At 53.2% G+C, this 23,900-nt stretch carries 19 protein-coding genes, 1 tRNA gene and 2 rRNA genes; 16 read left to right on the forward strand and 6 right to left on the reverse strand.

Translation table 11 applies throughout. The features are described from left to right. The first annotated feature begins 4 nt into the window (after positions 1 to 4). The 8 genes from rrf (ABK821_RS19410) to fis all read left to right on the forward strand — a co-directional run bounded on the left by rrf (ABK821_RS19410) (position 5) and on the right by fis (position 4,955). Positions 5 to 120, forward strand: a 5S ribosomal RNA gene (gene rrf / locus ABK821_RS19410). A gap of 151 nt (positions 121 to 271) precedes the next feature. Continuing rightward, a tRNA-Thr gene (locus ABK821_RS19415) sits at positions 272 to 347 on the forward strand. A 40-nt stretch (positions 348 to 387) separates the two neighbouring features. Further along, a 5S ribosomal RNA gene (gene rrf, locus ABK821_RS19420) occupies positions 388 to 503 on the forward strand. Between the two features lie 230 nt (positions 504 to 733). Beyond that, positions 734 to 976 carry a YhdT family protein gene (locus ABK821_RS19425; RefSeq protein ID WP_138362881.1) on the forward strand — a complete coding sequence of 81 codons (243 nt, stop codon included), beginning with the start codon at positions 734 to 736 and terminating at the stop codon, positions 974 to 976. Beyond that, positions 966 to 2,417 carry a sodium/pantothenate symporter gene (panF, locus tag ABK821_RS19430; RefSeq protein ID WP_343178495.1) on the forward strand — a complete coding sequence of 484 codons (1,452 nt, stop codon included), beginning with the start codon at positions 966 to 968 and terminating at the stop codon, positions 2,415 to 2,417. Before ABK821_RS19425 ends, panF begins: the two co-directional genes overlap by 11 nt. 11 nt (positions 2,418 to 2,428) lie before the next feature. Then, on the forward strand, positions 2,429 to 3,310 hold the full coding sequence (prmA, locus tag ABK821_RS19435; RefSeq protein WP_138362882.1) for a 50S ribosomal protein L11 methyltransferase: 882 nt from the start codon (positions 2,429 to 2,431) through the stop codon (positions 3,308 to 3,310). Positions 3,311 to 3,668: 358 nt separating this feature from the next. Further along, the gene (dusB, locus tag ABK821_RS19440) at positions 3,669 to 4,634 is read left to right on the forward strand and encodes a tRNA dihydrouridine synthase DusB (RefSeq protein WP_138362883.1); all 966 of its coding nucleotides are present in this window, start codon (positions 3,669 to 3,671) and stop codon (positions 4,632 to 4,634) included. A gap of 24 nt (positions 4,635 to 4,658) precedes the next feature. Beyond that, positions 4,659 to 4,955 carry a DNA-binding transcriptional regulator Fis gene (fis, locus tag ABK821_RS19445; RefSeq protein WP_000462905.1) on the forward strand — a complete coding sequence of 99 codons (297 nt, stop codon included), beginning with the start codon at positions 4,659 to 4,661 and terminating at the stop codon, positions 4,953 to 4,955. 322 nt (positions 4,956 to 5,277) lie between these two features. Here the strand turns inward: fis and accC are convergent, their stop codons facing one another. The 5 genes from accC to ABK821_RS19470 form a co-directional block, all read right to left on the reverse strand. Beyond that, entirely contained in the window at positions 5,278 to 6,627 is a 1,350-nt protein-coding gene (accC, locus tag ABK821_RS19450; protein ID WP_138362884.1) for an acetyl-CoA carboxylase biotin carboxylase subunit, read from the reverse strand. Between the two features lie 10 nt (positions 6,628 to 6,637). Continuing rightward, positions 6,638 to 7,111 (reverse strand): acetyl-CoA carboxylase biotin carboxyl carrier protein, encoded by a 474-nt coding sequence (gene accB, locus ABK821_RS19455; RefSeq protein ID WP_138362885.1) that lies wholly within the window; start codon positions 7,109 to 7,111, stop codon positions 6,638 to 6,640. A 397-nt stretch (positions 7,112 to 7,508) separates the two neighbouring features. Beyond that, positions 7,509 to 8,108 (reverse strand): protein-methionine-sulfoxide reductase heme-binding subunit MsrQ, encoded by a 600-nt coding sequence (msrQ, locus tag ABK821_RS19460; RefSeq protein ID WP_138362886.1) that lies wholly within the window; start codon positions 8,106 to 8,108, stop codon positions 7,509 to 7,511. Continuing rightward, positions 8,108 to 9,109 carry a protein-methionine-sulfoxide reductase catalytic subunit MsrP gene (gene msrP, locus ABK821_RS19465; RefSeq protein ID WP_138362887.1) on the reverse strand — a complete coding sequence of 334 codons (1,002 nt, stop codon included), beginning with the start codon at positions 9,107 to 9,109 and terminating at the stop codon, positions 8,108 to 8,110. Before msrP ends, msrQ begins: the two co-directional genes overlap by 1 nt. Positions 9,110 to 9,186: 77 nt before the next feature. Further along, positions 9,187 to 10,161, reverse strand: a complete 975-nt coding sequence (locus tag ABK821_RS19470) for an MDR family oxidoreductase (protein WP_138362888.1) — start codon at positions 10,159 to 10,161, stop codon at positions 9,187 to 9,189. 217 nt (positions 10,162 to 10,378) lie between these two features. On the opposite strand from ABK821_RS19470, the gene csrD reads away from it, so the two are divergent. The 8 genes from csrD (at position 10,379) to tldD (ending at position 22,823) form a co-directional block, all read left to right on the forward strand. Then, positions 10,379 to 12,319 carry an RNase E specificity factor CsrD gene (gene csrD, locus ABK821_RS19475; RefSeq protein WP_138362889.1) on the forward strand — a complete coding sequence of 647 codons (1,941 nt, stop codon included), beginning with the start codon at positions 10,379 to 10,381 and terminating at the stop codon, positions 12,317 to 12,319. 306 nt (positions 12,320 to 12,625) lie between these two features. Next, a complete protein-coding gene (gene mreB / locus ABK821_RS19480) occupies positions 12,626 to 13,669 on the forward strand; it encodes a rod shape-determining protein MreB (protein ID WP_002918653.1) in 1,044 nt (347 codons plus the stop codon). Between the two features lie 70 nt (positions 13,670 to 13,739). After that, positions 13,740 to 14,723 carry a rod shape-determining protein MreC gene (gene mreC, locus ABK821_RS19485; RefSeq protein WP_142502759.1) on the forward strand — a complete coding sequence of 328 codons (984 nt, stop codon included), beginning with the start codon at positions 13,740 to 13,742 and terminating at the stop codon, positions 14,721 to 14,723. Next, positions 14,723 to 15,211, forward strand: a complete 489-nt coding sequence (mreD, locus tag ABK821_RS19490) for a rod shape-determining protein MreD (protein WP_138362891.1) — start codon at positions 14,723 to 14,725, stop codon at positions 15,209 to 15,211. The genes mreC and mreD overlap by 1 nt, the downstream gene beginning before the upstream one ends. Before the next feature lie 7 nt (positions 15,212 to 15,218). Continuing rightward, positions 15,219 to 15,800 (forward strand): nucleoside triphosphate pyrophosphatase, encoded by a 582-nt coding sequence (locus tag ABK821_RS19495; RefSeq protein ID WP_138362892.1) that lies wholly within the window; start codon positions 15,219 to 15,221, stop codon positions 15,798 to 15,800. 2 nt (positions 15,801 to 15,802) lie between these two features. Continuing rightward, positions 15,803 to 17,272 (forward strand): ribonuclease G, encoded by a 1,470-nt coding sequence (gene rng, locus ABK821_RS19500; protein ID WP_138362893.1) that lies wholly within the window; start codon positions 15,803 to 15,805, stop codon positions 17,270 to 17,272. Positions 17,273 to 17,356: 84 nt separating this feature from the next. Beyond that, a complete protein-coding gene (yhdP, locus tag ABK821_RS19505; RefSeq protein ID WP_343178484.1) occupies positions 17,357 to 21,154 on the forward strand; it encodes an AsmA2 domain-containing protein YhdP in 3,798 nt (1,265 codons plus the stop codon). 223 nt (positions 21,155 to 21,377) lie between these two features. Then, positions 21,378 to 22,823 carry a metalloprotease TldD gene (gene tldD, locus ABK821_RS19510; protein WP_343178485.1) on the forward strand — a complete coding sequence of 482 codons (1,446 nt, stop codon included), beginning with the start codon at positions 21,378 to 21,380 and terminating at the stop codon, positions 22,821 to 22,823. 140 nt (positions 22,824 to 22,963) lie between these two features. Here tldD and aaeR read toward each other — a convergent pair whose 3' ends face one another. After that, entirely contained in the window at positions 22,964 to 23,890 is a 927-nt protein-coding gene (gene aaeR / locus ABK821_RS19515; protein WP_138362896.1) for an HTH-type transcriptional activator AaeR, read from the reverse strand. Between the last annotated feature and the right edge of the window lie 10 nt (positions 23,891 to 23,900).

Genomic DNA, 23,900 nt, shown 5'->3' on the forward strand with positions numbered 1-23,900 from the left:
TTTGCCTGGCGGCCGTAGCGCGGTGGTCCCACCTGACCCCATGCCGAACTCAGAAGTGAAACGCCGTAGCGCCGATGGTAGTGTGGGGTCTCCCCATGCGAGAGTAGGGAACTGCCAGGCATCAAATTAGAAGTATGGCACAGACTTTCGAGGCAGTTCACTACTCGACAGAGAGCAGGACAAAAGCGAAAGCTTTTGAACGTTGTGAAGCAACGGCCCGAAAGGTGAATCATGAAGTGATTCATAAACTGCCAGGCATCAAATTTAGCGTGCTGATATGGCTCAGTTGGTAGAGCGCACCCTTGGTAAGGGTGAGGTCCCCAGTTCGACTCTGGGTATCAGCACCACTTAATATGGTTAACGTTCGGCACTTTAGAAAAGAATTTGTCTGGCGGCTGTAGCGCGGTGGTCCCACCTGACCCCATGCCGAACTCAGAAGTGAAACGCCGTAGCGCCGATGGTAGTGTGGGGTCTCCCCATGCGAGAGTAGGGAACTGCCAGACATCAAATAAAACAAAAGGCCCAGTCGCAAGACTGGGCCTTTTGTTTTATCTACTGTTTATCGTTGAACATTGCGTAGCAACGGCTGCCCGTGACACTTTTCAAATACGCCAGCATTAAGCTAATGTCAGCGCTAATGGCGAAATTTCCTGCCAGATAGTTTTCCCCATCCCGGCGATTGCCGTAGAATTGCCCGTTTCATGTATCACCACCATTAAGGAAGATACCTTCCATGGACAAACGGTTTGTTCAGGCCCATAAAGAAGCGCGCTGGGCGCTGTGGCTTACCCTTCTCTATCTTGCTGCCTGGCTGGCTACCGCTTATCTGCCAGAAGGCGGTATTGGCATTACGGGTCTGCCGTACTGGTTCGAATTAGCCTGCCTGTTGGTACCGCTGCTATTTATCCTGCTGTGCTGGGCCATGGTGCATTTCATTTTCCGCGATATCTCTCTGGAGGATAATGATGAAGTTTGAAATCATCATTGTGCTGCTCGTTTACCTGCTGGTGGTATTCGGTCTATCGTTTTACGCAATGTGCAAGCGCAGCAACGGCAGTTTTCTTAGCGAATATTTTCTTGGCAGTCGTTCAATGGGTGGCTTCGTCCTCGCGATGACGTTAACTGCCACTTACATTAGCGCCAGTTCATTTATTGGCGGGCCGGGAGCAGCCTATAAATATGGGCTTGGCTGGGTGCTCCTGGCCATGATTCAGGTACCGACAATTTGGCTGTCACTGGGTATTCTCGGCAAGAAATTCGCTATCCTGGCGCGTCGCTACAATGCGATAACGCTGAATGACATGTTATTGGCGCGCTATCAAAGCCGGGCGGTCGTATGGATAGCCAGCGTAAGCCTGCTGGTTGCTTTTGTCGGTGCTATTGCCGTGCAATTTATCGGCGGCGCCCGACTGCTGGAGACCGCCGCCGGCATCAAGTATGAAACGGGCCTGCTTATTTTTGGTATCACTATCGTGTTGTACACGGCTTTCGGCGGTTTTCGCGCCAGCGTCCTCAACGACACCATGCAAGGTATGGTGATGCTGATCGGTACAATCGTGCTACTGGTTGGCGTCGTTCATGCGGCAGGTGGCCTGCATAATGCTGTAGATACATTACAACACATCGATCCGCAGCTAATTTCGCCACATGGCGCGAATGATATCCTTACTCCGGCTTTTATGACATCCTTCTGGGTCCTGGTGTGTTTCGGCGTTATTGGCCTGCCGCACACAGCCGTGCGCTGTATCTCTTATAAAGATAGCAAGGCTGTCCACCGCGGGATCGTAATCGGTACTATCGTTGTCGCTATTTTGATGTTTGGTATGCATCTGGCTGGTGCGCTGGGAAGAGCAGTACTACCCGACCTGACCATTCCGGATCAGGTGATTCCAACGCTGATGGTACGCGTTTTGCCGCCGTGGGCTGCGGGGTTATTCCTGGCGGCGCCGATAGCGGCGATTATGTCGAATGTAAATGCCCATTTATTACAGGCGTCAGCTACGATCATTAAAGATCTTTGGCTCAGCGCTCAGCCGACGAAAAGACATAATGAGCAAAAACTCAAGCGGATCTCAACGATCACTACGTTAGTGCTGGGGATCCTGATGATGCTGGCTGCCTGGCGTCCGCCAGAAATGATTATCTGGCTCAATCTTCTGGCATTCGGTGGACTTGAAGCGGTGTTCCTTTGGCCGCTGGTGTTTGGCCTGTACTTGGAACAAGCGAATGCGCAAGGCGCATTGAGCGCCATGATTGTTGGCGGCGTGCTGTATGCCCTGCTCGCTACTTTTAATATTCAGTACCTGGGTTTCCATCCAATTGTGCCCTCGTTACTGCTGAGTTTGCTGGCTTTTCTGGCCGGAAACCGTTTTGGTTCCTCCGCGCCGCAAGCTGCTACATTGACTACCAATAAATAAAGAGTTCTGTCATGCCATGGATCCAACTGAAACTGAATACGACTGGTGCTAATGCGGAAGAGCTGAGTGATGCTCTGATGGACGCGGGCTCCGTTTCTATTACTTTCCAGGATACTCACGATACGCCAGTATTTGAACCTTTGCCCGGTGAAACCCGTTTGTGGGGGGATACTGACGTTATTGGTTTGTTTGATGCTGAAACCGACATGAAAGAGGTGGTTGCCATTCTCGAACAGCACCGGCTATTGGGGCGCGGTTTTGTGCATAAAATAGAACAACTGGAAGATAAAGACTGGGAGCGCGAGTGGATGGATAACTTCCATCCGATGTGCTTCGGTAAACGTCTGTGGATTTGCCCGAGCTGGCGTGAGGTTCCGGATGAAAACGCCGTTAATGTGATGCTGGACCCAGGTCTGGCGTTTGGTACCGGTACGCATCCCACGACTGCGATGTGTTTACAGTGGCTCGACGGACTCGATCTTAAAGGCAAAACGATTATTGATTTTGGTTGCGGCTCCGGCATTCTGGCCATCGCGGCATTAAAACTTGGTGCAGCGAAAGCGATTGGCATTGATATCGATCCACAGGCTATTCAGGCCAGTCGTGATAATGCCGAGCGCAATGGGGTTTCCGGCCGACTGGAACTTTATCTGCCTCAGGATCAGCCAGAAGCCATGAAAGCCGATGTGGTGGTCGCAAACATTCTGGCTGGCCCTTTGCGCGAGTTGGCCCCGCTCATCAGCGTACTGCCCGTTACAGGCGGTTTACTGGGCCTTTCCGGCATTCTTGCCAGTCAGTCGGAGAGCGTCTGTGAAGCCTATACCGATCTCTTTGTACTTGACCCTGTGGTCGAAAAAGACGAGTGGTGCCGAATTACTGGTTATAAAAAGTAAGCATCGGATACGGCCTGCGGGCCGTATTGTTGTTTCCAGTTGCTGCTTAATGACGTCAGGAAATGCGATTTAGATCGCATTATGGCGTTCTCTTTGATTGCAAAAACAGCGCTCTGGGCTCCGAAACGCAATCTTTATCTGAGAAAAATCGAGAAGTTTTACGATTTTATAAATGGACACAAATTATTCAATAACATCTAACATAATGATTAATATGTAAATTTATTGCTCATCCTGATGCAAGTGCTGAATTCATTGATCTGCAACAGCGGATTGCTCAAAGTTTGGCCTTTCATCTCGTGCAAAAAATGCGTAATATACGCCGCCTTGCAGTCACAGTATGGTCATTTCTTAACTCATGCGCATCGGACATTACCAGCTCAGAAATCGACTGATCGCAGCGCCTATGGCTGGCATAACAGACAGACCATTCCGGACGTTGTGTTACGAGATGGGAGCGGGATTGACCGTATCCGAGATGATGTCCTCCAACCCACAGGTTTGGGAGAGCGACAAGTCCCGGTTACGGATGGTGCATGTGGATGAACCCGGTATTCGTACCGTGCAAATCGCCGGTAGCGTACCGGAAGAGATGGCCGCGGCCGCCCGTATTAATGTGGAAAGCGGTGCCCAAATTATTGATATCAATATGGGGTGCCCGGCTAAAAAGGTGAATCGTAAGCTTGCAGGTTCAGCCCTCTTGCAGTACCCCGATCAGGTGAAATCCATTCTGATGGCGGTCGTCAAGGCGGTAGATGTTCCTGTGACTCTCAAGATTCGCACCGGCTGGGAACCGGAACACCGTAACTGTGTAGAGATTGCCCAACTGGCTGAAGAATGTGGTATTCAGGCTCTGACTATTCACGGGCGCACACGTGCCTGCTTGTTTAATGGGGATGCTGAGTACGACAGTATTCGGGCAGTTAAGCAGACAGTTTCCATTCCGGTTATCGCGAATGGCGACATTACTGACCCGCTTAAAGCCAGAGCTGTGCTCGACTATACGGGGGCTGATGCCCTTATGATAGGCCGGGCGGCTCAGGGAAGACCCTGGATCTTTCGGGAAATCCAGCACTATCTGGACACTGGAGAGCTGCTGCCGCCGCTGCCGCTGGTAGAGGTTAAGCGCTTGCTTTGTGCGCATGTTCGGGAATTGCATGGTTTTTATGGCCAGGCAAAAGGGTACCGAATCGCGCGTAAACACGTATCCTGGTATCTCCAGGAACACGCTCCAGATGACCAGTTTCGGCGCACATTCAACGCCATAGAAGATACCAGCGAACAGCTGGAGGCGTTGGAGGCATACTTCGAAAATTTTGCGTAATAGAAATAAAGAGCTGACAGAACTATGTTCGAACAACGCGTAAATTCTGACGTACTGACCGTTTCTACCGTTAACTCTCAGGATCAGGTAACTCAAAAACCCCTGCGTGACTCGGTTAAACAGGCACTGAAGAACTATTTTGCTCAACTGAACGGTCAGGATGTCAATGACCTGTATGAGCTGGTACTGGCTGAAGTAGAACAGCCCCTGTTGGACATGGTGATGCAATACACCCGCGGTAACCAGACCCGTGCTGCCCTGATGATGGGGATCAACCGTGGTACGCTGCGTAAAAAACTGAAAAAATACGGCATGAACTGATATTAATCAGTTAATTGCTTGATATAAAAGGCGCTCTTCGGCATGGGGAAGCGCCTTTTTTATTGGGAGTGAGATTCCTGACGATACACCCTTTGTCTGAGGGCTACGACGGGCCAGGGTGGCCTGCTGTTCTGCCTGAGAGGTGAGACTCGCACACGGTATTGCTTGCGGGCCCGGGCGCGTTGAAGGGAGAGAGGTTGCGGTACTGCCCGCAGAAACAGCTGACAGTAGTGAGATAGTGAAAGGGAGGCTTTGAGCCTCCCTTGCGATTTACCACCTCAGAGCAGAAATAAATTTGCCATATCGTTGGTGGACGGACGCATTATTTTTCCTGCAATCCGAGTTTTTTCTCCAGATAGTGGATGTTGGTGCCACCATGCTGGAAGTGCTCATCGTTCATGATGCGGGTTTGCAGGTCAATGTTGGTTTTGATGCCATCAATGATCAGTTCCTGCAGCGCATTTTTCATACGGGCAATTGCTACATCACGGTTTTCACCGTAGCAGATCAGCTTGCCGATCATGGAGTCATAGTATGGCGGTACAGTATAACCCGCGTAGATATGAGATTCCCAGCGAACGCCAAACCCGCCCGGCGCGTGGAAACGGGTGATTTTCCCCGGGCTCGGCAGGAAGGTATTCGGGTCTTCGGCGTTGATACGGCATTCTACCGCGTGGCCTTTTACCACGACTTCTTCCTGTTTGATAGACAGTGGCTGGCCAGCTGCGATACGCAACTGCTCTTTGATCAGGTCAACGCCGGTGATCATTTCTGTCACCGGGTGTTCAACCTGAATACGGGTGTTCATTTCGATAAAATAGAACTCGCCGTTTTCGAACAGGAACTCAAACGTACCCGCGCCACGATAACCGATATCAACGCACGCTTTTGCGCAACGTTCGCCGATGTAGCGGCGCAGTTCTGGCGTAATACCCGGCGCTGGCGCTTCTTCGACCACTTTCTGGTGACGACGCTGCATGGAACAGTCGCGTTCCGCCAGATAGATCGCATTTCCCTGGCCGTCAGCCAGTACCTGGATCTCGATATGACGAGGATTTTCCAGGTATTTTTCCATATACACCATGTCATTGTTGAAAGCCGCTTTCGCTTCAGCTTTGGTCATGGCGATGGATTGCGCCAGTTCAGCGTCGCTGCGCACCACGCGCATACCACGCCCGCCGCCGCCGCCGGAGGCTTTGATAATCACCGGGTAACCGATGCGTTTGGCGTGGGCGCGGTTAACATCCATATCATCGCCCAACGGGCCGTCAGAGCCCGGTACGGTTGGTACACCTGCCTTCTTCATGGCGGTGATGGCTGATACTTTATCGCCCATCAGGCGGATAGTCTCAGCTTTCGGGCCAATAAAGATAAAGCCGGAACGCTCAACCTGCTCGGCAAAGTTTGCGTTTTCGGACAGGAAGCCATAACCCGGGTGAATAGCGACCGCACCGGTGATCTCCGCGGCGCTAATAATCGCCGGGATATTCAGATAGCTTTTTACGGACGGGGCCGGGCCGATACAGACCGTCTCATCCGCTAACAATACGTGTTTTAAATCGCGATCCGCGGTTGAGTGAACAGCAACGGTCTTGATGCCCAGTTCTTTACTTGCACGCAGGATACGCAATGCAATCTCGCCGCGGTTGGCGATAACAATTTTATCCAGCATGTTCGCCTCGTTATTCGATGACGACCAGTGGCTCGTCAAATTCTACCGGTTGACCACTTTCGACCAGAATCGCTTTCACTACGCCGGATTTATCGGCTTCGATCTGGTTCATCATTTTCATGGCTTCAACGATGCACAGGGTATCGCCCACGTTAACTTTCTGACCGACTTCGATGAACGCTTTCGCGTCCGGGCTTGGGGTGCGGTAGAAAGTACCAACCATTGGGGAACGTACGATGTGACCACTGATTTCCGCTGCTGCAGGGGCATCCACTGCTGGCGTTGCCGTAGGCGCAACAGCGCTGGACAGCGCTGGCTGCTGCTGCATCATCGGTGCGGCGTAAGCCTGCTGCATCACCGGGAAACTTGCGCTCGGCGCGGCGCGGCTGATGCGTACAGACTCTTCGCCTTCAGAAATTTCCAGTTCGGAGATGCCTGATTCTTCAACCAGCTCGATCAGTTTTTTAATCTTACGAATATCCATGAGTGGGTTCCGTACTCTTTGTTTAGTGTGATTGTGACAGGTGTGTTAGCACCGTCTGTAAAGCATATGTATTACGACTGCGCGCAAGATCCTGGCGCTTCTGTTTTATGCTGATATGGCCAGTGCCAATAGCTGAGAAGCAAAATGTGGAACTTATCAGCCATTATGCGGCTATCTTCTGCTATTCTCGGGCAAAAAACAAAATATACCTTCGATGCGCGATTGTCACCTTTTCAGGGGTTAAAAACCCCGTCAGGAAAGCCAAAGTCGCACATTATAACTATTTCGTAGCATTTCGCAGCTAAATACTGGTCTTATCAGGGAAGATAATCAACCGCTATCATGCAAAGCGTTACGCCTGATAAGAGATTTGCGGGGGAAGGCGCATATCCGGAGATTAGCGCCACCACTGGCGGAACTTCTTGTATCGCCATGCTAAAAGTAAGATGGCCAGCAGCGCATAAATTATCGGCTGCGGAGATAAGATCTTCACCGACCACAGGTAGTGAATCGGGGCGAGGATGGCGACGATATAGACGAAGTTATGCAATCTTGTCCAGCGACGGCCCAATTTTCGCTGCATCGCTTGTGTTGATGTCGCGGTCAGAGCCAGCAGAATCAACCAACTGATCAAGCCCAGCGTCAGATAAGGTCTGGTGACCACCTCTTCCCCCAGTAACGTCAGGTTGTTGATGCCGAGTTCAAGCAGTATATAGCTGGTCAGGTGCAGCGTTGCCCAGGTAAAACACCACAATCCTAATAATCGCCTTGTCCGTATCAACAAGGGCTGTTTAGCGTAGCGTGCCAGGGGGGAGACAAGCAAGGTGGCAAGCAGGAATTTAAGTGCCATCCTACCGGTAAAGTGCTGAATATCTTTTGCCGGATCGGCGCTGAAATACCCCTGATATCCTGCCCAGAATAGCCAGAGAAAGGGCAAAAAACCGGCCAGGTGGAGAAGCACTTTCAGCCAGGTTATCTGTTGTACATTAAGGCGCACTAATAGTTCTCCCGTAAATTCAGACCCCGGTAGAGCGATGCCACTTCATCCGCGTAGCCATTGAATAATAAGGTTGGCTGACGTTTAACGTCCAGGATGCCGCCTGCGCCGATAAAGCGCTCGGTGGCCTGGGACCAGCGAGGATGATCGACATGCGGATTAACATTGGCGTAAAACCCGTATTCATCAGGAGCGGCCAGGTTCCAGGTGGTGGGCGGGCGGTCACGGGTCAATTCAATACTGACGATGGATTTGATCCCCTTAAAGCCGTACTTCCATGGGACGGTAAGCCGTATCGGCGCACCGTTCTGCGGGGGCAGGGCTTTGCCATATACGCCGACGGTGAGCAGAGTCAGAGGGTGCATCGCTTCATCAAGGCGCAATCCTTCAACATACGGATACGCCAGACCGCCGCCGATAAACCGGTCCTTTTGTCCGGGCATTTGCTCGGGGGCATAAAGCGTTTTAAACGCTACGTAGCGTGCATTGCTGGTGGGTTCAACCTGCGACAGTAATTTATGTAGCGGGAACCCGACCCAGGGGACGACCATTGACCATGCCTCCACGCAGCGCATCCGGTAAATTCGCTCTTCCAGCGGGAACCGTTTGATCAGATCGTCATGATCGAGGGTGAGTGGTTTTGCCACTTCTCCGGCAATCGTCAGCGTCCAGGGATCGGTACGCAAACTGCCGGCATTAGCGGCAGGGTCGGCTTTATCCAGGCCGAATTCATAGAAGTTATTATAGCCGGAGACCTTATCTTCGGGCGTCAGCGGCAGACTGTTTTGCCATTTTGCCGGTTTATCGAAAGTCAGCGCTTTACCGGGAGGGGCCGGAGGGCGATCATGACCTTTAAACCAATCCAGCAGATCGGCCCGCGCGGAGGGCGAGAGGGAAAGCGCGGTCGCGCTGATACCCAACAGTTTCAGGATCTGGCGACGTTGAAGCATAAAAACGGACTCTACTGTTACATCGGCTTCCGTTAGTTTTTTCAGTTTCATGGCATCCTCCGTCATAGGTTTTTTTAAGCATGACGGAGGCGGCGAGTTATCGCGAATATGTCACGAAAAATTGCAGATTAGGCAATCTTGACCAGCGTACGGCCCTGAACCTGGTTTGCCATTATCTTATCGGCAAATGCCGGGGCGTCAGCGAGAGAGATTTCAGTTGCGCTTTGCGTATAGAATGATTCTGGCAGATCGCTAACCAGACGCTGCCAGGCCAGTGCGCGACGTGCAGGTGGGGTCATCACGGAATCAACCCCCTGCAGGCGAACATTACGCAGAATAAACGGCATTACCGTGGTCGGCAGGGCAAAACCCCCCGCCAGGCCGCAGGCCGCGACGCAGCCGCCGTAGTTCATCTGCGCCAGCACTTTTGCCAGCACTTTGTCGCCAACGGTGTCCACGGCGCCGGCCCACAGCTGTTTTTCCAGCGGGCGGGTTTCGGCGAACTCATCCCGATTCAGAATACGCTGGGCTCCCAGGTTTTTCAGGTATGCGTGGGTACTTTCACGGCCGGTTACTGCCGCCACGTTGTATCCCAGATGATGTAACAGGGCGACAGCGGTACTGCCAACGCCACCGCTGGCACCGGTCACAACGATTTCGCCATCTTCAGGACGAACACCGGCATCTTCCAGCGCCATCACACACAACATGGCAGTGAAACCCGCAGTGCCAATGGTCATTGCTTTACGGCCATCCAGGCCTTGAGGCATCGCAACCAGCCAGTCGGCCTTGACGCGCGCCCGTTCGGCGAGCCCGCCCCAGTGATTTTCACCGACGCCCCAGCCGGTCAGGAGCACCTGTTGTCCGGCATGAAAACGAGGATCCTCGCTGCTGTGTACGGAACCGGCAAAATCGATGCCAGGAATCATCGGAAAGTGGCGAATGATTTTCCCTTTGCCGGTAATCGCCAGCGCGTCTTTATAGTTAAGGCTGGACCACTCGATATCCACTGTCACATCGCCCTGCGGCAGTTGGCTGGCATCAAGGGTTTGCACCGAAGAGATTGTTTTGCCATCCTGCTGATCTAAGATTAAAGCCTGCATGCGCCGGTCCTCGTAGGTTGGATGATTGGAAAATTTTTTCTGCAGACTATACTCGCTAACGACATTATTACACCGACATAACGCAATAAATTGCCAGAAGCGTCAGCTTTGATAGTATGCGTCGATCTTTAGCAAGTTAGTGCTTACTTTAATGTAAGCGCGGCAGAGGGCCCGAATGCCCATCGGGCAGTCATTCACATGCGGAGTTAACACAGGGATGCGATTAACGACGAAATTCTCAGCATTTTTCACGCTACTTATCAGCCTGGCTATCTTTGTCACGCTGATTGGCGCTTCGCTGAGTTTTTATAACGGTATTCAGCTAAAAGTGGCGAACCGGGTTCAGGCGGTCGCGACGATGTTGGATAATCGCCTGGTTTCTTCGTCTTTTGAGCAACTCGAACCGCAAATGGATGAGTTGATGGCGCCGGTAGAAGTGGTGCGCGTTGATTTTAGGATCCACGGCAGGTTGGTCTACAGCCGTTCGCGCAGTGACAGCTATCGTCCGCCTGGTAGCAGCCACCAGCTCCGCGATATCACCGTGCCATCGCTTAAGTATCCCGGCATGGATATCCATCTGGTCTATCTGGACCCAATGGCCAATTACTTTCGTTCAATACTTATCACCGCGCCACTCTCCATTGCGATTGGCTTTATGGTGCTGATGATCTTTTTTTCGGTGCGCTGGATCCGTCGCCAGTTGGCGGGGCAGGAGTTACTGGAACTCCGCGCCGCACGTATTCTTAAAGGTGAGCGTGGGCCGCAGGTTCAGGGCTCCGTATATGAGTGGCCCGCCAATATCAGTAGCGCACTGGACACGCTGCTATCAGAACTTCAGTTCGTTAGCGATCAGCGAAGCCGCATGGATACCCTGATTCGTTCTTATGTGGCCCAGGACTCAAAAACAGGGCTAAATAACCGGTTGTTTTTTGATAATCAACTGACGACGCTGCTGGAAGATCAGGAGAAAGTGGGATCATATGGCATTGTTATGATGATCCGCTTGCCTGATTTTGACCTTTTGCGCGATAACTGGGGACGCCGGGCGACTGAAGAACACTACTTTACGCTGATCAACATGCTCTCTACTTTTATTATGCGCTATCCTGGCGCACTGTTGGCGCGTTATCACCGGAGTGATTTTGCCGTTCTGCTTCCGCATCGTACGTTAAAAGAGGCGGACAGCATTGCCGGGTTGCTTTTAAAGGCGATGGATGCCCTGCCGCCGACGCGCATTCTCGATCGAGACGATATGATGCATATCGGCATCTGTGCCTTTCGTAGTGGGCAAACGACGGCTCAGGTGATGGAACATGCTGAAGCGGCAGCGCGCAACGCGGTCCTGCAAGGAAGTAATAGCTGGGCGGTCTACGACGACTCCTTGCCGGAGAAAGGGCGTGGTAACGTGCGTTGGCGCACCTTGATTGAACAGATGCTAAGCCGCGGTGGGCCGCGACTCTACCAGAATCCCGCAGTGTTCCGTGATGGTCGCGTACATCATCGGGAGCTCATGTCCCGTCTTTATGATGGTAAAGAAGAGGTGATCGCGGCGGAATATATGCCTATGGTGCTGCAGTTTGGTTTATCGGAGGAGTATGACCGTTTGCAGATTACCCGGCTGTTGCCATTTCTCGGTTTCTGGCCGGAAGAGAATCTTGCGTTGCAGGTGACGGTAGAGTCGTTAATTCGCCCGCGCTTTCAGCGTTGGTTGCGCGATACCTTGATGCAATGTGAAAAATCGCAACGGCAACGTATTATTTTTGAACTTGCAGAGGCGGATGTTTGTCAATATATCGGCCGATTGCAGCCGGTGATGCGGTTGATTAACGCTTTGGGTATTCGGATCGCCGTTATTCAGGCGGGTCTTACGTTGGTCGGGACCAGTTGGATCAAGCAGCTTGATGTGGAAGTGATAAAGCTGCATTCGGGGTTATCGCGAAATATAGAAAAACGCAGTGAGAATCAGCTATTGATCCAAAGCCTGGTGGAAGCCTGTAAAGGAATGCCGGTTCAGGTTTTCGCGACAGGCGTGCTCAACCGTAGCGAGTGGCAGGTGTTGTCTCAATGCGGTGTCACCGGCGGTCAGGGGGAATTTTTTGCCGCCTCACAGCCACTTGACACTAATGTGAAAAAATATTCGCAAAGATACTCTGTTTGATCTGCCGTTTAGCGTTATTTCACGTAGAATAATGCGCGCCATAGTGATGGGGGTGTGCTTGTCTACCTGCCGGATTGTCGCAATGTAAAATGCCAGTGAATGACCTTTGACAGGTTGCAGATTAAAGCGCGGATCGCTGCTGGAGATTTCATCGGCGGACTGACTCAGGCAAATTTGTAACAAAGGTAACAAACTGCACTAATTTTCACCGCAGCAGATGATTTTTGCGCCTTGTCGCTGCTGCGCGTGGTTGGTAAAGTAAGCGGATTTTGTTTTCCGCCCCAGCTTTCAGGATTATCCCTTAGTATGTTAAAAAAATTTCGTGGCATGTTTTCCAATGACCTGTCCATTGACCTGGGTACCGCGAATACCCTTATTTATGTAAAAGGACAAGGCATCGTATTGAATGAGCCTTCCGTTGTGGCCATTCGTCAGGATCGTGCCGGATCGCCGAAAAGCGTCGCCGCTGTGGGTCATGAAGCGAAGCAGATGCTTGGGCGTACGCCAGGCAACATTGCAGCTATTCGTCCAATGAAGGACGGCGTTATCGCCGACTTCTTCGTGACTGAAAAAATGCTTCAGCACTTTATCAAACAGGTGCACAGCAATAGTTTTATGCGTCCAAGTCCGCGTGTGCTGGTCTGCGTGCCCGTTGGCGCGACCCAGGTTGAACGCCGCGCTATTCGCGAATCCGCGCAGGGTGCCGGCGCTCGTGAAGTTTTCCTCATTGAAGAGCCGATGGCCGCCGCGATTGGCGCGGGCCTGCCGGTCTCTGAAGCGACCGGTTCTATGGTTGTGGATATTGGCGGCGGTACGACTGAAGTGGCGGTGATCTCCCTGAATGGCGTCGTTTACTCCTCTTCTGTGCGTATCGGTGGTGACCGTTTTGACGAGGCTGTGATTAATTATGTGCGCCGTAACTATGGTTCGTTGATCGGCGAAGCTACTGCAGAACGTATCAAGCACGAGATTGGTTCCGCTTATCCTGGGGATGAAGTTCGCGAAATCGAAGTCCGTGGGCGTAACCTGGCGGAAGGTGTGCCGCGTGGCTTTACGCTAAATTCAAATGAAATCCTTGAAGCGCTGCAGGAGCCGTTGACCGGTATCGTCAGCGCGGTGATGGTTGCGCTGGAGCAGTGCCCTCCGGAACTGGCTTCCGATATTTCCGAACGCGGGATGGTTCTGACCGGCGGCGGCGCTCTGTTGCGCAACCTTGATCGTCTGTTAATGGAAGAGACAGGAATTCCTGTCGTAGTTGCAGAAGATCCACTGACCTGCGTCGCGCGTGGCGGCGGTAAGGCACTGGAAATGATCGATATGCACGGCGGCGATTTGTTCAGCGAAGAGTAGTCAGCCTGAGATCCGGGCGGTCCGTATTGGGCGGCCCTGGTCTTGACTGACACGAGAATACGCATAGCCTATGAAGCCAATTTTTAGCCGTGGCCCATCGCTACAGATTCGCCTTATTCTGGCGGTTTTGGTGGCGCTTGGCGTGATAATTGCCGACAGCCGCCTGGGTACGTTCAGCCAGATACGAACGTACATGGATACTGCCGTCAGCCCTTTCTACTTTATTTCTAATGGGCCCAGAGAACTGCTGGATAGCATATCGCAAACGCTGGCTACCCGTGACCAACTCGAACTGGAAAATCGCGCGCTGCGCCAGGAACTGTTGCTGAAGAACAGTGATTTACTGATGCTGGGTCAGTACAAACAGGAGAACGCGCGCCTGCGCGAGCTGCTGGGGTCTCCGCTGCGCCAGGATGAGCAAAAAATGGTGACCCAGGTCATCTCAACGGTTAACGATCCCTATAGCGATCAGGTCGTTATTGATAAAGGCAGTGTTAACGGCGTTTATGAGGGCCAGCCGGTAATCAGTGATAAAGGCGTGGTCGGGCAGGTGGTTGCGGTAGCGAAACTGACCAGCCGCGTGCTGCTGATTTGCGATGCCACGCATGCGCTGCCGATTCAGGTGCTGCGTAACGACATTCGCGTTATTGCTGCCGGGAATGGGTGTACTGACGATCTGCAACTGGAGCATCTGCCCGCTAATACGGATATTCGCGTTGGTGATGTGCTGGTGACCTCGGGCCTCGGCGGTCGTTTTCCTGAAGGGTATCCGGTTGGTGTGGTGTCGTCCGTGAAGCTGGATACTCAGCGCGCGTATACGGTGATTCAGGCGCGTCCGACCGCAGGTTTGCAGCGTTTGCGTTATCTGCTGCTGCTGTGGGCCGCCGATCGCAACGGCGCGAATCCGATGACGCCGGAAGAAGTCCATCGTGTGGCGAATGAACGTCTGATGCAGATGATGCCGCAGGTTCTGCCTCCGCCAGATGCGATGGGGCCGCCAATGCCGGATCCGGCAACGGGGACAACGCAGCCTCTGCCAGCAGGAGGGCAATAGTGGCAAGTTACCGTAGCCAGGGACGCTGGGTTATCTGGCTCTCGTTTCTTATCGCACTATTGCTGCAGATTATGCCCTGGCCGGAAGACATTAGCGTCTACCGGCCAAATTGGGTATTACTGATCCTGTTATACTGGATCCTCGCGTTACCTCATCGGGTAAACGTCGGTACGGGGTTTGTGATGGGAGCGGTTCTCGATCTCATCAGCGGCTCAACGCTGGGCGTTCGCGCGCTATCATTAAGTATTGTGGCTTATCTGGTCGCACTAAAATATCAGTTGTTCCGCAATCTGGCGCTCTGGCAACAGGCGCTGGTGGTGGTCGTGCTATCCCTCACCGTGGATATCATTGTTTTCTGGGCAGAGTTTTTAGTGATCAATGTCTCTTTCCGTCCGGAAGTGTTCTGGAGTAGTGTAGTAAACGGTGTGCTCTGGCCATGGCTATTCCTGCTGATGCGTAAAGTGCGTCAGCAGTTTGCGGTGCAATAAGATTGATATGACAACGCTGTATCTCGCTTCAGGTTCTCCGCGTCGGCAGGAACTGCTGACTCAGCTTGGTCTCTCCTTTGAACGTGTGGTTCCCGGTATTGAGGAGCAACGTCGCCCACAGGAGAGCGCGCAGCAGTATGTTACCCGGCTGGCGCGCGAAAAGGCGCAGGCTGGTGTGGCGTTAGCGCCGCTTGATCTCCCCGTTTTGGGGGCGGATACCATCGTTATTCTTAACGGTAAGGTGCTGGAAAAGCCGCACGATGCCGGGCATGCCGCAGAGATGCTGCGTATGCTTTCCGGGAAAACCCATCAGGTCATGACGGCTGTAGCCCTGGCCGATAAGCGGCAAACGTTGGATTGCCTGGTTGTGACAGAGGTGACTTTCCGCGTGCTCTCAGAACAGGATATCGCCGGCTATGTCGCCAGTGGCGAGCCTTTAGACAAAGCAGGTGCATACGGAATTCAGGGGCTGGGTGGCTGTTTCGTCAGGACGATAAATGGCAGTTATCACGCCGTAGTCGGCTTACCGCTGGTGGAAACGTATGAGTTGCTGAGTCATTTTAACTCACTGCGTGAAGAAAAGGGATAAAGATGACAGCTGAATTATTGGTTAACGTAACGCCGTCGGAAACTCGCGTCGCATACATTGATGGTGGCATCCTCCAGGAAATTCATATTGAGCGTGAGGCGCGACGTGGGATCGTAGGCAATATCTACAAAGGTCGTGTCAGTCGCGTGCTGCCGGGAATGCAGGCGGCTTTTGTAGATATTGGTCTGGAAAAGGCCGCATTTCTGCACGCTTCCGACATTATGCCCCATACCGAGTGCGTGGCGGGCGAGGAGCAAAAACAGTTTACCGTTCGCGACATCTCTGAACTTGTCCGCCAGGGTCAGGATTTAATGGTGCAGGTGGTGAAAGATCCGCTCGGAACCAAAGGCGCCCGCCTGACCACCGATATCACCATTCCTTCTCGCTATCTGGTCTTTATGCCCGGCGCCTCACACGTCGGCGTCTCTCAGCGTATTGAAAGCGAAGCGGAACGCGAGCGCCTGAAAAAAGTGGTGTCAGAATACTGTGATGAGCAGGGGGGATTTATTATCCGTACCGCCGCGGAAGGCGTACATGAACAGGAGATGGCCGCTGATGCCGCTTATCTCAAGCGCGTCTGGACGAAAGTGATGGAGCGCAAAAAGCGCCAGCAGACACGCTACCAGATGTACGGCGAACTGGCGCTGGCGCAGCGCGTGCTGCGTGATTTCGCCGATGCTCAGCTTGACCGCATTCGCGTGGACTCCCGTCTGACCTACGAATCGTTGCTTGAGTTTACTGCCGAATATATTCCGGAGATGACCGACAAGCTGGAGCACTATAGTGGTCGTCAGCCGATCTTCGATCTTTTTGATGTCGAAAATGAAATTCAGCGCGCGCTGGAGCGTAAAGTTGAGCTGAAATCAGGCGGGTATCTGATCATCGATCAAACGGAAGCGATGACGACCGTTGATATCAATACCGGCGCATTCGTTGGTCACCGCAATCTGGACGACACCATCTTTAATACCAACATTGAGGCGACTCAGGCGATTGCCCGCCAGCTACGGCTGCGCAACCTTGGTGGGATCATCATCATTGATTTCATTGATATGAATAATGAGGATCATCGTCGCCGGGTGTTGCATTCGCTTGAGCAGGCATTGAGCAAAGACCGGGTCAAAACCAGCATTAACGGTTTCTCCCAGCTTGGGCTGGTAGAGATGACCCGCAAACGTACCCGCGAAAGCATCGAGCACGTGCTGTGCAACGAATGTCCGACTTGTCATGGTCGCGGCACGGTGAAAACGGTGGAAACGGTGTGCTATGAAATCATGCGCGAAATCGTGCGTGTGCACCATGCCTACGATTCTGACCGTTTTCTGGTCTATGCTTCTCCTGCGGTAGCGGAAACGCTGAAAGGGGAAGAATCGCACGCGCTGGCGGAAGTGGAAATCTTTGTCGGCAAACAGGTCAAAGTACAAATTGAGCCGCTCTATAATCAGGAGCAGTTTGATGTGGTAATGATGTAATCATCCTCCTGGCCTCTGTTCAGGCCATTATTCCTGAATAAGGGGCGTAAGGGTGACGTGTAAAAAGCTGACAAGGAGAGATGCGTGAGGCGACTGCCCGGGATATTACTGCTCACCGTGGCAACATTGATTGTTATCGTCGCACTGCTGGTGAGTGGTCTGCGTCTCGTATTGCCGCAGTTGAACAACTGGCGTCCGCTGGTGCTGGAAAAAGTTTCCGCGATGACGGGCGTGCCGGTTGATGCCTCGCAACTGAGCGCCAGCTGGCAAAATTTTGGCCCGACGCTTGATGTTCGTGATGTTAAGGCTGACCTTAATGACGGCGGCAAACTCTCTGTTAAACGCGTTACTCTGGCGCTTGATGTCTGGCAGAGCTTGCTGCACATGCGCTGGCAATTTCGCGACCTGACTTTCTGGCAGTTACAGATTCATACCAATACGCCTATCCAGGCGAATAATAATGGCGAAGGTCTGAAACCCGACCGTATCAGAGATCTTTTTCTCCGCCAGTTCGATCACTTTATTCTGCGTGACAGCCACCTCAGCTTTCTGACCATTTCGGGTCAGCGGGCAGATCTGTCCATTCCGCAGCTTACCTGGCTGAATGGTAAAAACCGCCATCGCGCCGAAGGGGAGTTAAGTCTCAGCAGTCTGACTGGTCAGCATGGCGTGATGCAGGTACGTATGGATCTGCGCGATGAAGACGGCCTGCTTAACAAAGGACGCGTCTGGCTTCAGGCTGATGATATCGACGTTAAGCCGTGGCTTGGGCGCTGGATGCAGGACAACATTGCCTTGCAGAGTGCGCGTTTCAGCCTTGAAGGCTGGATGACCATCGACAAAGGTGATGTGGCCAGCGGCGATGTATGGCTGAAAAAAGGCGGGGCCAGCTGGCAGGGCGACAAAGATGAACATCATCTGTCGGTGGATAACCTGACGGCGCACATCTATCGCGATAATCAAATCTGGGGATTTCGGATCCCGGATACGCGAATCTCTATTGATGATAAACCCTGGCCGAGTGGCGCGCTGGCGATGGCGTGGATCCCGGCTCAGCGCGTCGGCGAAAATACCCCCCAGCACAGCGACGAACTGCGTATTCGCGCCAGCAATCTTAATCTCAGCGGCCTGAGTGGGCTACAGCCGATGGCGGACAAACTGGCCCCTGCGTTGAGTAAAATCTGGCGAACGACGCAGCCTGACGGGAAAATCAATCTACTGGCGCTGGATATTCCGCTACAGACTGTGGATAAAACGCGCTTCCAGGCCGACTGGAGCAACATGTCATGGAAACAATGGAAGCTATTGCCGGGGGCTGAGCATTTCTCCGGAAGCGTTGCCGGAAGCGTGGAAAACGGCGTTCTTCATGCCTCAATGACTCAGGCAAAAATGCCTTATGAGACGGTATTTCGTGCGCCGCTGGAAATCGCTCAAGGTGATGCGACACTCAGTTGGTTGAAGAATGATAAAGGCTTTGAGCTTGATGGCCGTGACATTGATGTGCAGGCTACCGGCGTTCGCGCTCGCGGCGGGTTCCGCTATCTGCAACCGCAGGGCGAGCAACCCTGGCTCGGTATTCTGGCCGGTATCAGTACCAGCGATGGCAGTCAGGCATGGCGCTACTTCCCGGAAAATTTAATGGGTAAAGCGCTGGTGGATTACCTTAGCGGGGCGATTAAAGGTGGCCAGGCAACCGATGCCACGCTGGTGTACGGCGGTAATCCACATCTGTTCCCTTATAAGCATAACGAAGGCCAGTTTCAGGTCTCGGTGCCGCTCAAGAACGCCACCTTTGCTTTTCAACCCGACTGGCCCGCACTGACCGGGCTGAATATCGACCTTAACTTTATCAATGACGGCTTGTGGATGAAGGCCGATAAAGTCATGCTGGGTAAAGTCACCGCCAGTAACCTGGAGGCGGCGATCCCTGACTATTCGCGAGAAAAGCTGCTGATTGACGCCGATGTTAAGGGGCCGGGTAAAGATGTGGGGCCTTACTTTAACGCGACGCCGTTGAAAGCATCTCTGGGTGCGGCGTTGTCCGATCTGCAACTGGATGGGGATGTGAGCGCTCGCTTACATCTTGATATTCCCCTGGATGGCGAGATGACCACCGCGGAAGGTGACGTTCAGCTAAAAAATAACACATTGTTTATCAAGTCTATTGATGCCACGCTGCACAATTTGAGCGGTAAATTCAGCTTTGTAAACGGCGATCTGAAAAGCGAACCAATGAATGCCAGGTGGTTTAACCAGCCGCTGAATGTTGATTTTTCGACTGCTGAGGGTGAAAAAGCGTTCCTGATTAACGTTGGGATGAATGCTAACTGGCAGCCTGCGCGTACCGGCTTACTGCCAAACGCGTTGGATGGCGCTTTGAGCGGCAGCGTGCCCTGGGATGGCAAGGTGGCAATAGAATTGCCCTACCGCGGCGGCGTCAATTACAAAGTCGATATTAACGGTGACCTGAAGAATGTAAGTAGTCACTTACCCGCACCGATGGATAAGAAAGCCGGTGAGTCCCTGCCAGTAAAAATTAAGGTCGATGGCGGGTTGCGCAGTTTCAATCTTACCGGCGCCGTAGGGGCTAAAAACCATATTAATAGTCGCTGGCTGCTGGGTCATAAGCTGACGTTGGATCGCGCTATTTTGACCTCTGACAGTAAGACTGTTTCACCGCTTCCTGAGCAGTCCGGTGTGGAGCTAAATTTGCCGCCGATGGATGGCGCACAGTGGCTGGCGTTATTCCAGGGCGGCGTAGCAAATGATGTCAGCAGTAACCTGAGCTTGCCGGAGCGAGTGACATTGCGTACGCCTGCGTTAGTGATGGCGGGTCAGCGCTGGAATAATGTGAGTCTTGTTGCCCGGCCCGATATGGGGGGGACGAAGATCGACGCTCAGGGTCGTGAAATCAATGCGACGCTGACGATGAGTAATAATGCGCCGTGGCTGGCGACGATCCGCTACCTCTATTACAACCCGACGTCAGCAAAAAATTCCGCTGCGGCGGAAACTCGCGTTCCTTTGGCCGATGCTCATTGGGATTTCCACGGCTGGCCTGACCTTCAGCTCCGTTGCGCGGAGTGTTGGCTATGGGGGCAAAAATATGGCCGTATTGAGGGCGATTTCACTATCCGCGGTGATACCCTGACGCTGACGAACGGACTTGTGGATACCGGTTTTGGCCGCCTGACGACTGATGGTGCCTGGGTTAACGCCCCGGGCGGCGTACGTACGTCGCTGAAGGGTAAGTTGCACGGTAATAAAAGCGATGATTTTGTGAATTTCTTTGGTATCTCTTCACCGGTAAAAGGATCGTCGTTCGATGTGGATTATGATCTGCACTGGCGTGCGCCCCCGTGGCAGCCTGACGTTGCGTCACTTAATGGGATCCTCAAAAGCCATCTTGGAAAAGGTGAATTTACCGATCTGAGCACCGGTCATGCAGGCCAGCTTTTGCGTTTGCTCAGCGTTGACGCTCTGCTGCGCAAGCTGCGCTTTGATTTTAGCGATACCTTTAGCGAAGGGTTTTACTTCGATTCGATTCACAGTACGGCGTGGATTAAAGACGGCGTGCTGAATACCGACGATACGCTGGTCGATGGCCTGGAGGCCGATATCGCCATGAAAGGGTCTGTGGATCTCGTCCGCCGCCAGCTGGATATGCAGGCGGTGGTGGCGCCGGAAATTTCGGCCACTGTGGGTGTCGCGGCGGCCTTTACTGTTAACCCCATCATCGGCGCTGCGGTCTTTGCCGCCAGTAAGGTGCTGGGGCCGCTGTGGAACAAGGTCTCTATTTTGCGCTATCGCATTACCGGTCCTATCGATCAGCCGCAAATTAATGAAGTCCTGCGCCAGGCGCGGAGCGACAAAAAGCAATGATTTGACGATTGTGGGGAATTATCGCACTCTCAATAGATAGCATTCTGTACCCGTCATACTTCAGGTGGTTATACGCGCGCAGGTCAGAAATGGCCCGACCTGTCCCGTAGGGGGCGGCACAAGCGCCGTTCAGGAGCCTTTTTTGGCATTCCTGCCCGGCAGTCTGCACTATTTAGGGTACTTTTTTCCGCCTGAAAGGCGGCAACAAACGAGTAGCATAACGATGAGTCTGAACCTGGTAAGTGAACAATTACTGTCGGCAAATGGCCTGAATCATCAGGATCTGTTTGCCATTCTTGGTCAACTGGCCGAGCGCCGTCTTGATTATGGCGATCTCTATTTTCAGTCGAGCTATCACGAGTCCTGGGTTCTGGAAGACGGCATCATTAAAGATGGTTCGTACAATATCGATCAGGGCGTCGGCGTGCGTGCGGTAAGCGGGGAAAAAACCGGTTTTGCTTACGCCGACCAAATCAGCCTGCTGGCGCTGGAACAGAGCGCACAGGCGGCTCGCACCATCGTGCGCGACCACGGCGACGGGGAAGTTCATACTCTCGGCGAAGTAGGATACCGCTCGCTCTATACCAGTATCGATCCGCTGCAAAGCATGAGTCGTGAAGAGAAGCTGGATATTCTGCGCCGGGTGGATAAAACCGCTCGTGCCGCCGACAAGCGGGTGCAGGAAGTTTCCGCCAGCCTGAGCGGCGTTTACGAGTTAATTCTTGTTGCCGCCACCGACGGTACGCTGGCGGCCGATGTGCGTCCGCTGGTGCGTCTCTCCGTCAGCGTGCTGGTGGAAGAGGATGGCAGACGCGAACGCGGCGCCAGCGGCGGCGGCGGCCGTTTTGGTTATGACTATTTCCTCGCGGTACAAGATGGCGAAGTGCGCGCCGATGTCTGGGCGAGAGAAGCCGTGCGTATGGCGCTGGTCAATTTGGGCGCCGTCGCGGCGCCTGCCGGGATGTTGCCAGTCGTATTAGGCGCAGGTTGGCCTGGCGTATTGTTGCACGAAGCGGTCGGACATGGTCTGGAAGGCGATTTTAACCGTCGCGGGACGTCGGTTTTCAGCGGTCATATGGGGGAACGGGTGGCCTCTGAGCTGTGCACTGTGGTGGATGATGGCACGATTGCCGATCGCCGCGGCTCCGTCGCTATTGATGACGAAGGTACGCCGGGTCAGTATAACGTACTGATCGAAAACGGTATTCTTAAAGGCTATATGCAGGACAAGCTCAACGCCAGGCTGATGGGCGTCGCACCAACCGGCAACGGACGTCGCGAGTCCTACGCGCATTTGCCGATGCCGCGGATGACCAACACCTACATGCTGGCGGGGAAATCGACACCGCAGGAGATTATCGAATCGGTTGATTACGGTATCTATGCGCCGAACTTCGGTGGCGGCCAGGTGGATATCACCTCCGGTAAGTTTGTCTTTTCGACCTCGGAAGCTTACCTGATTGAAAAGGGAAAAGTGACAAAAGCGGTGAAAGGCGCCACGCTTATCGGTTCCGGGATTGAAACGATGCAGCAGATTTCGATGGTGGGTAACGATCTGAAGCTGGACAGCGGCGTCGGCGTCTGCGGTAAAGAGGGGCAGAGCGTGCCGGTAGGCGTCGGTCAGCCAACGCTTAAAGTCGATAATCTTACCGTCGGCGGTACTGCCTGACCTGTCCCAGTGCGCTTTCGCCCCTGCGAAAGCGCAAATCAACTCTGCGGCGTTGCGATGAAAGTCGCACGTCAGCGGCAGACAGTCGAGTGACTCATTCAGCACAGTGCGTTAACTATCGCTACCTTCTTTCCGGGAGATCAGGCGCCTCCGCGGCCATGCATCCCCTGATAAATTTTTGCTACGCCGACGAAATACTCCGTCAGGTAGTTAATGCACACCTGTACTTTCAGCGGCAGTTTATCTTTCTCGGTATACAATGCGTAAACCGGGCGCGGATCTGACTGATAGCTCGGTAGCAGGATCTCGATTTCACCACGGTTTATCTCGTCGATCGCCCACATTATCGGGACATATGCCACCCCGACGCCCGCTGTCAGCCAGCGGACCAGCGTCATGGGATCATTAGTGACAAAACGCCCCTGAGGGATCAGTTTGGTTGAGATCCCTTCCGGGGCGATGATTTCGAATTCATTATCAGGCCGTACACTGTATTCAAGCCAGGAGTGGCTGGCGAGATCTGTCGGCTTTTCCGGATACCCGGCGTGCTGAAGATAGTTTTTCGCCGCGCAGAGTACCATCGGCATGGAGCCCAGGCGGCGGGAAAAGAGGCTGGAGTCCTGTAGCGCGCCAACGCGAATCACCACATCCAGGCCATCGGCAATCAGGTCTGGCGCAGGGATGCCGGTGACCAGGTTTATCGATAATCCCGGGTACTCTTTGAGCATTTCCGCCGTTATGCTGGCCAGGACATTCTGTGCCATCGTTGAAGAGCAGCCGATACGAAGCGTACCGATAGGCGTGTTGTTAAATGCATACAGCTGTTCATGGACATCCTGAACTTCGAACAACATTCGCCGACAGCCTTGATAATAGATTTTTCCTGCTTCTGTTAAGCCAAGGCTACGGGTACTGCGATTAAGTAGCTTCACCTGTAGTTCATCTTCCAGTTTGGCAACTGTCTGGCTGATGGATGAAACGCTCATCTGGAGCTGGCGCGCCGCGGCGGTAAACGAACCGAGTTCGACCACTCTGGCAAAAATGGACATACGTTTTAGTCGTTCCATTATTCACTCT

It is taken from the genome of Klebsiella sp. KE9456, assembly GCF_043832615.1.
GTDB classification, from domain to species: Bacteria; Pseudomonadota; Gammaproteobacteria; order Enterobacterales; family Enterobacteriaceae; genus Klebsiella; species Klebsiella indica.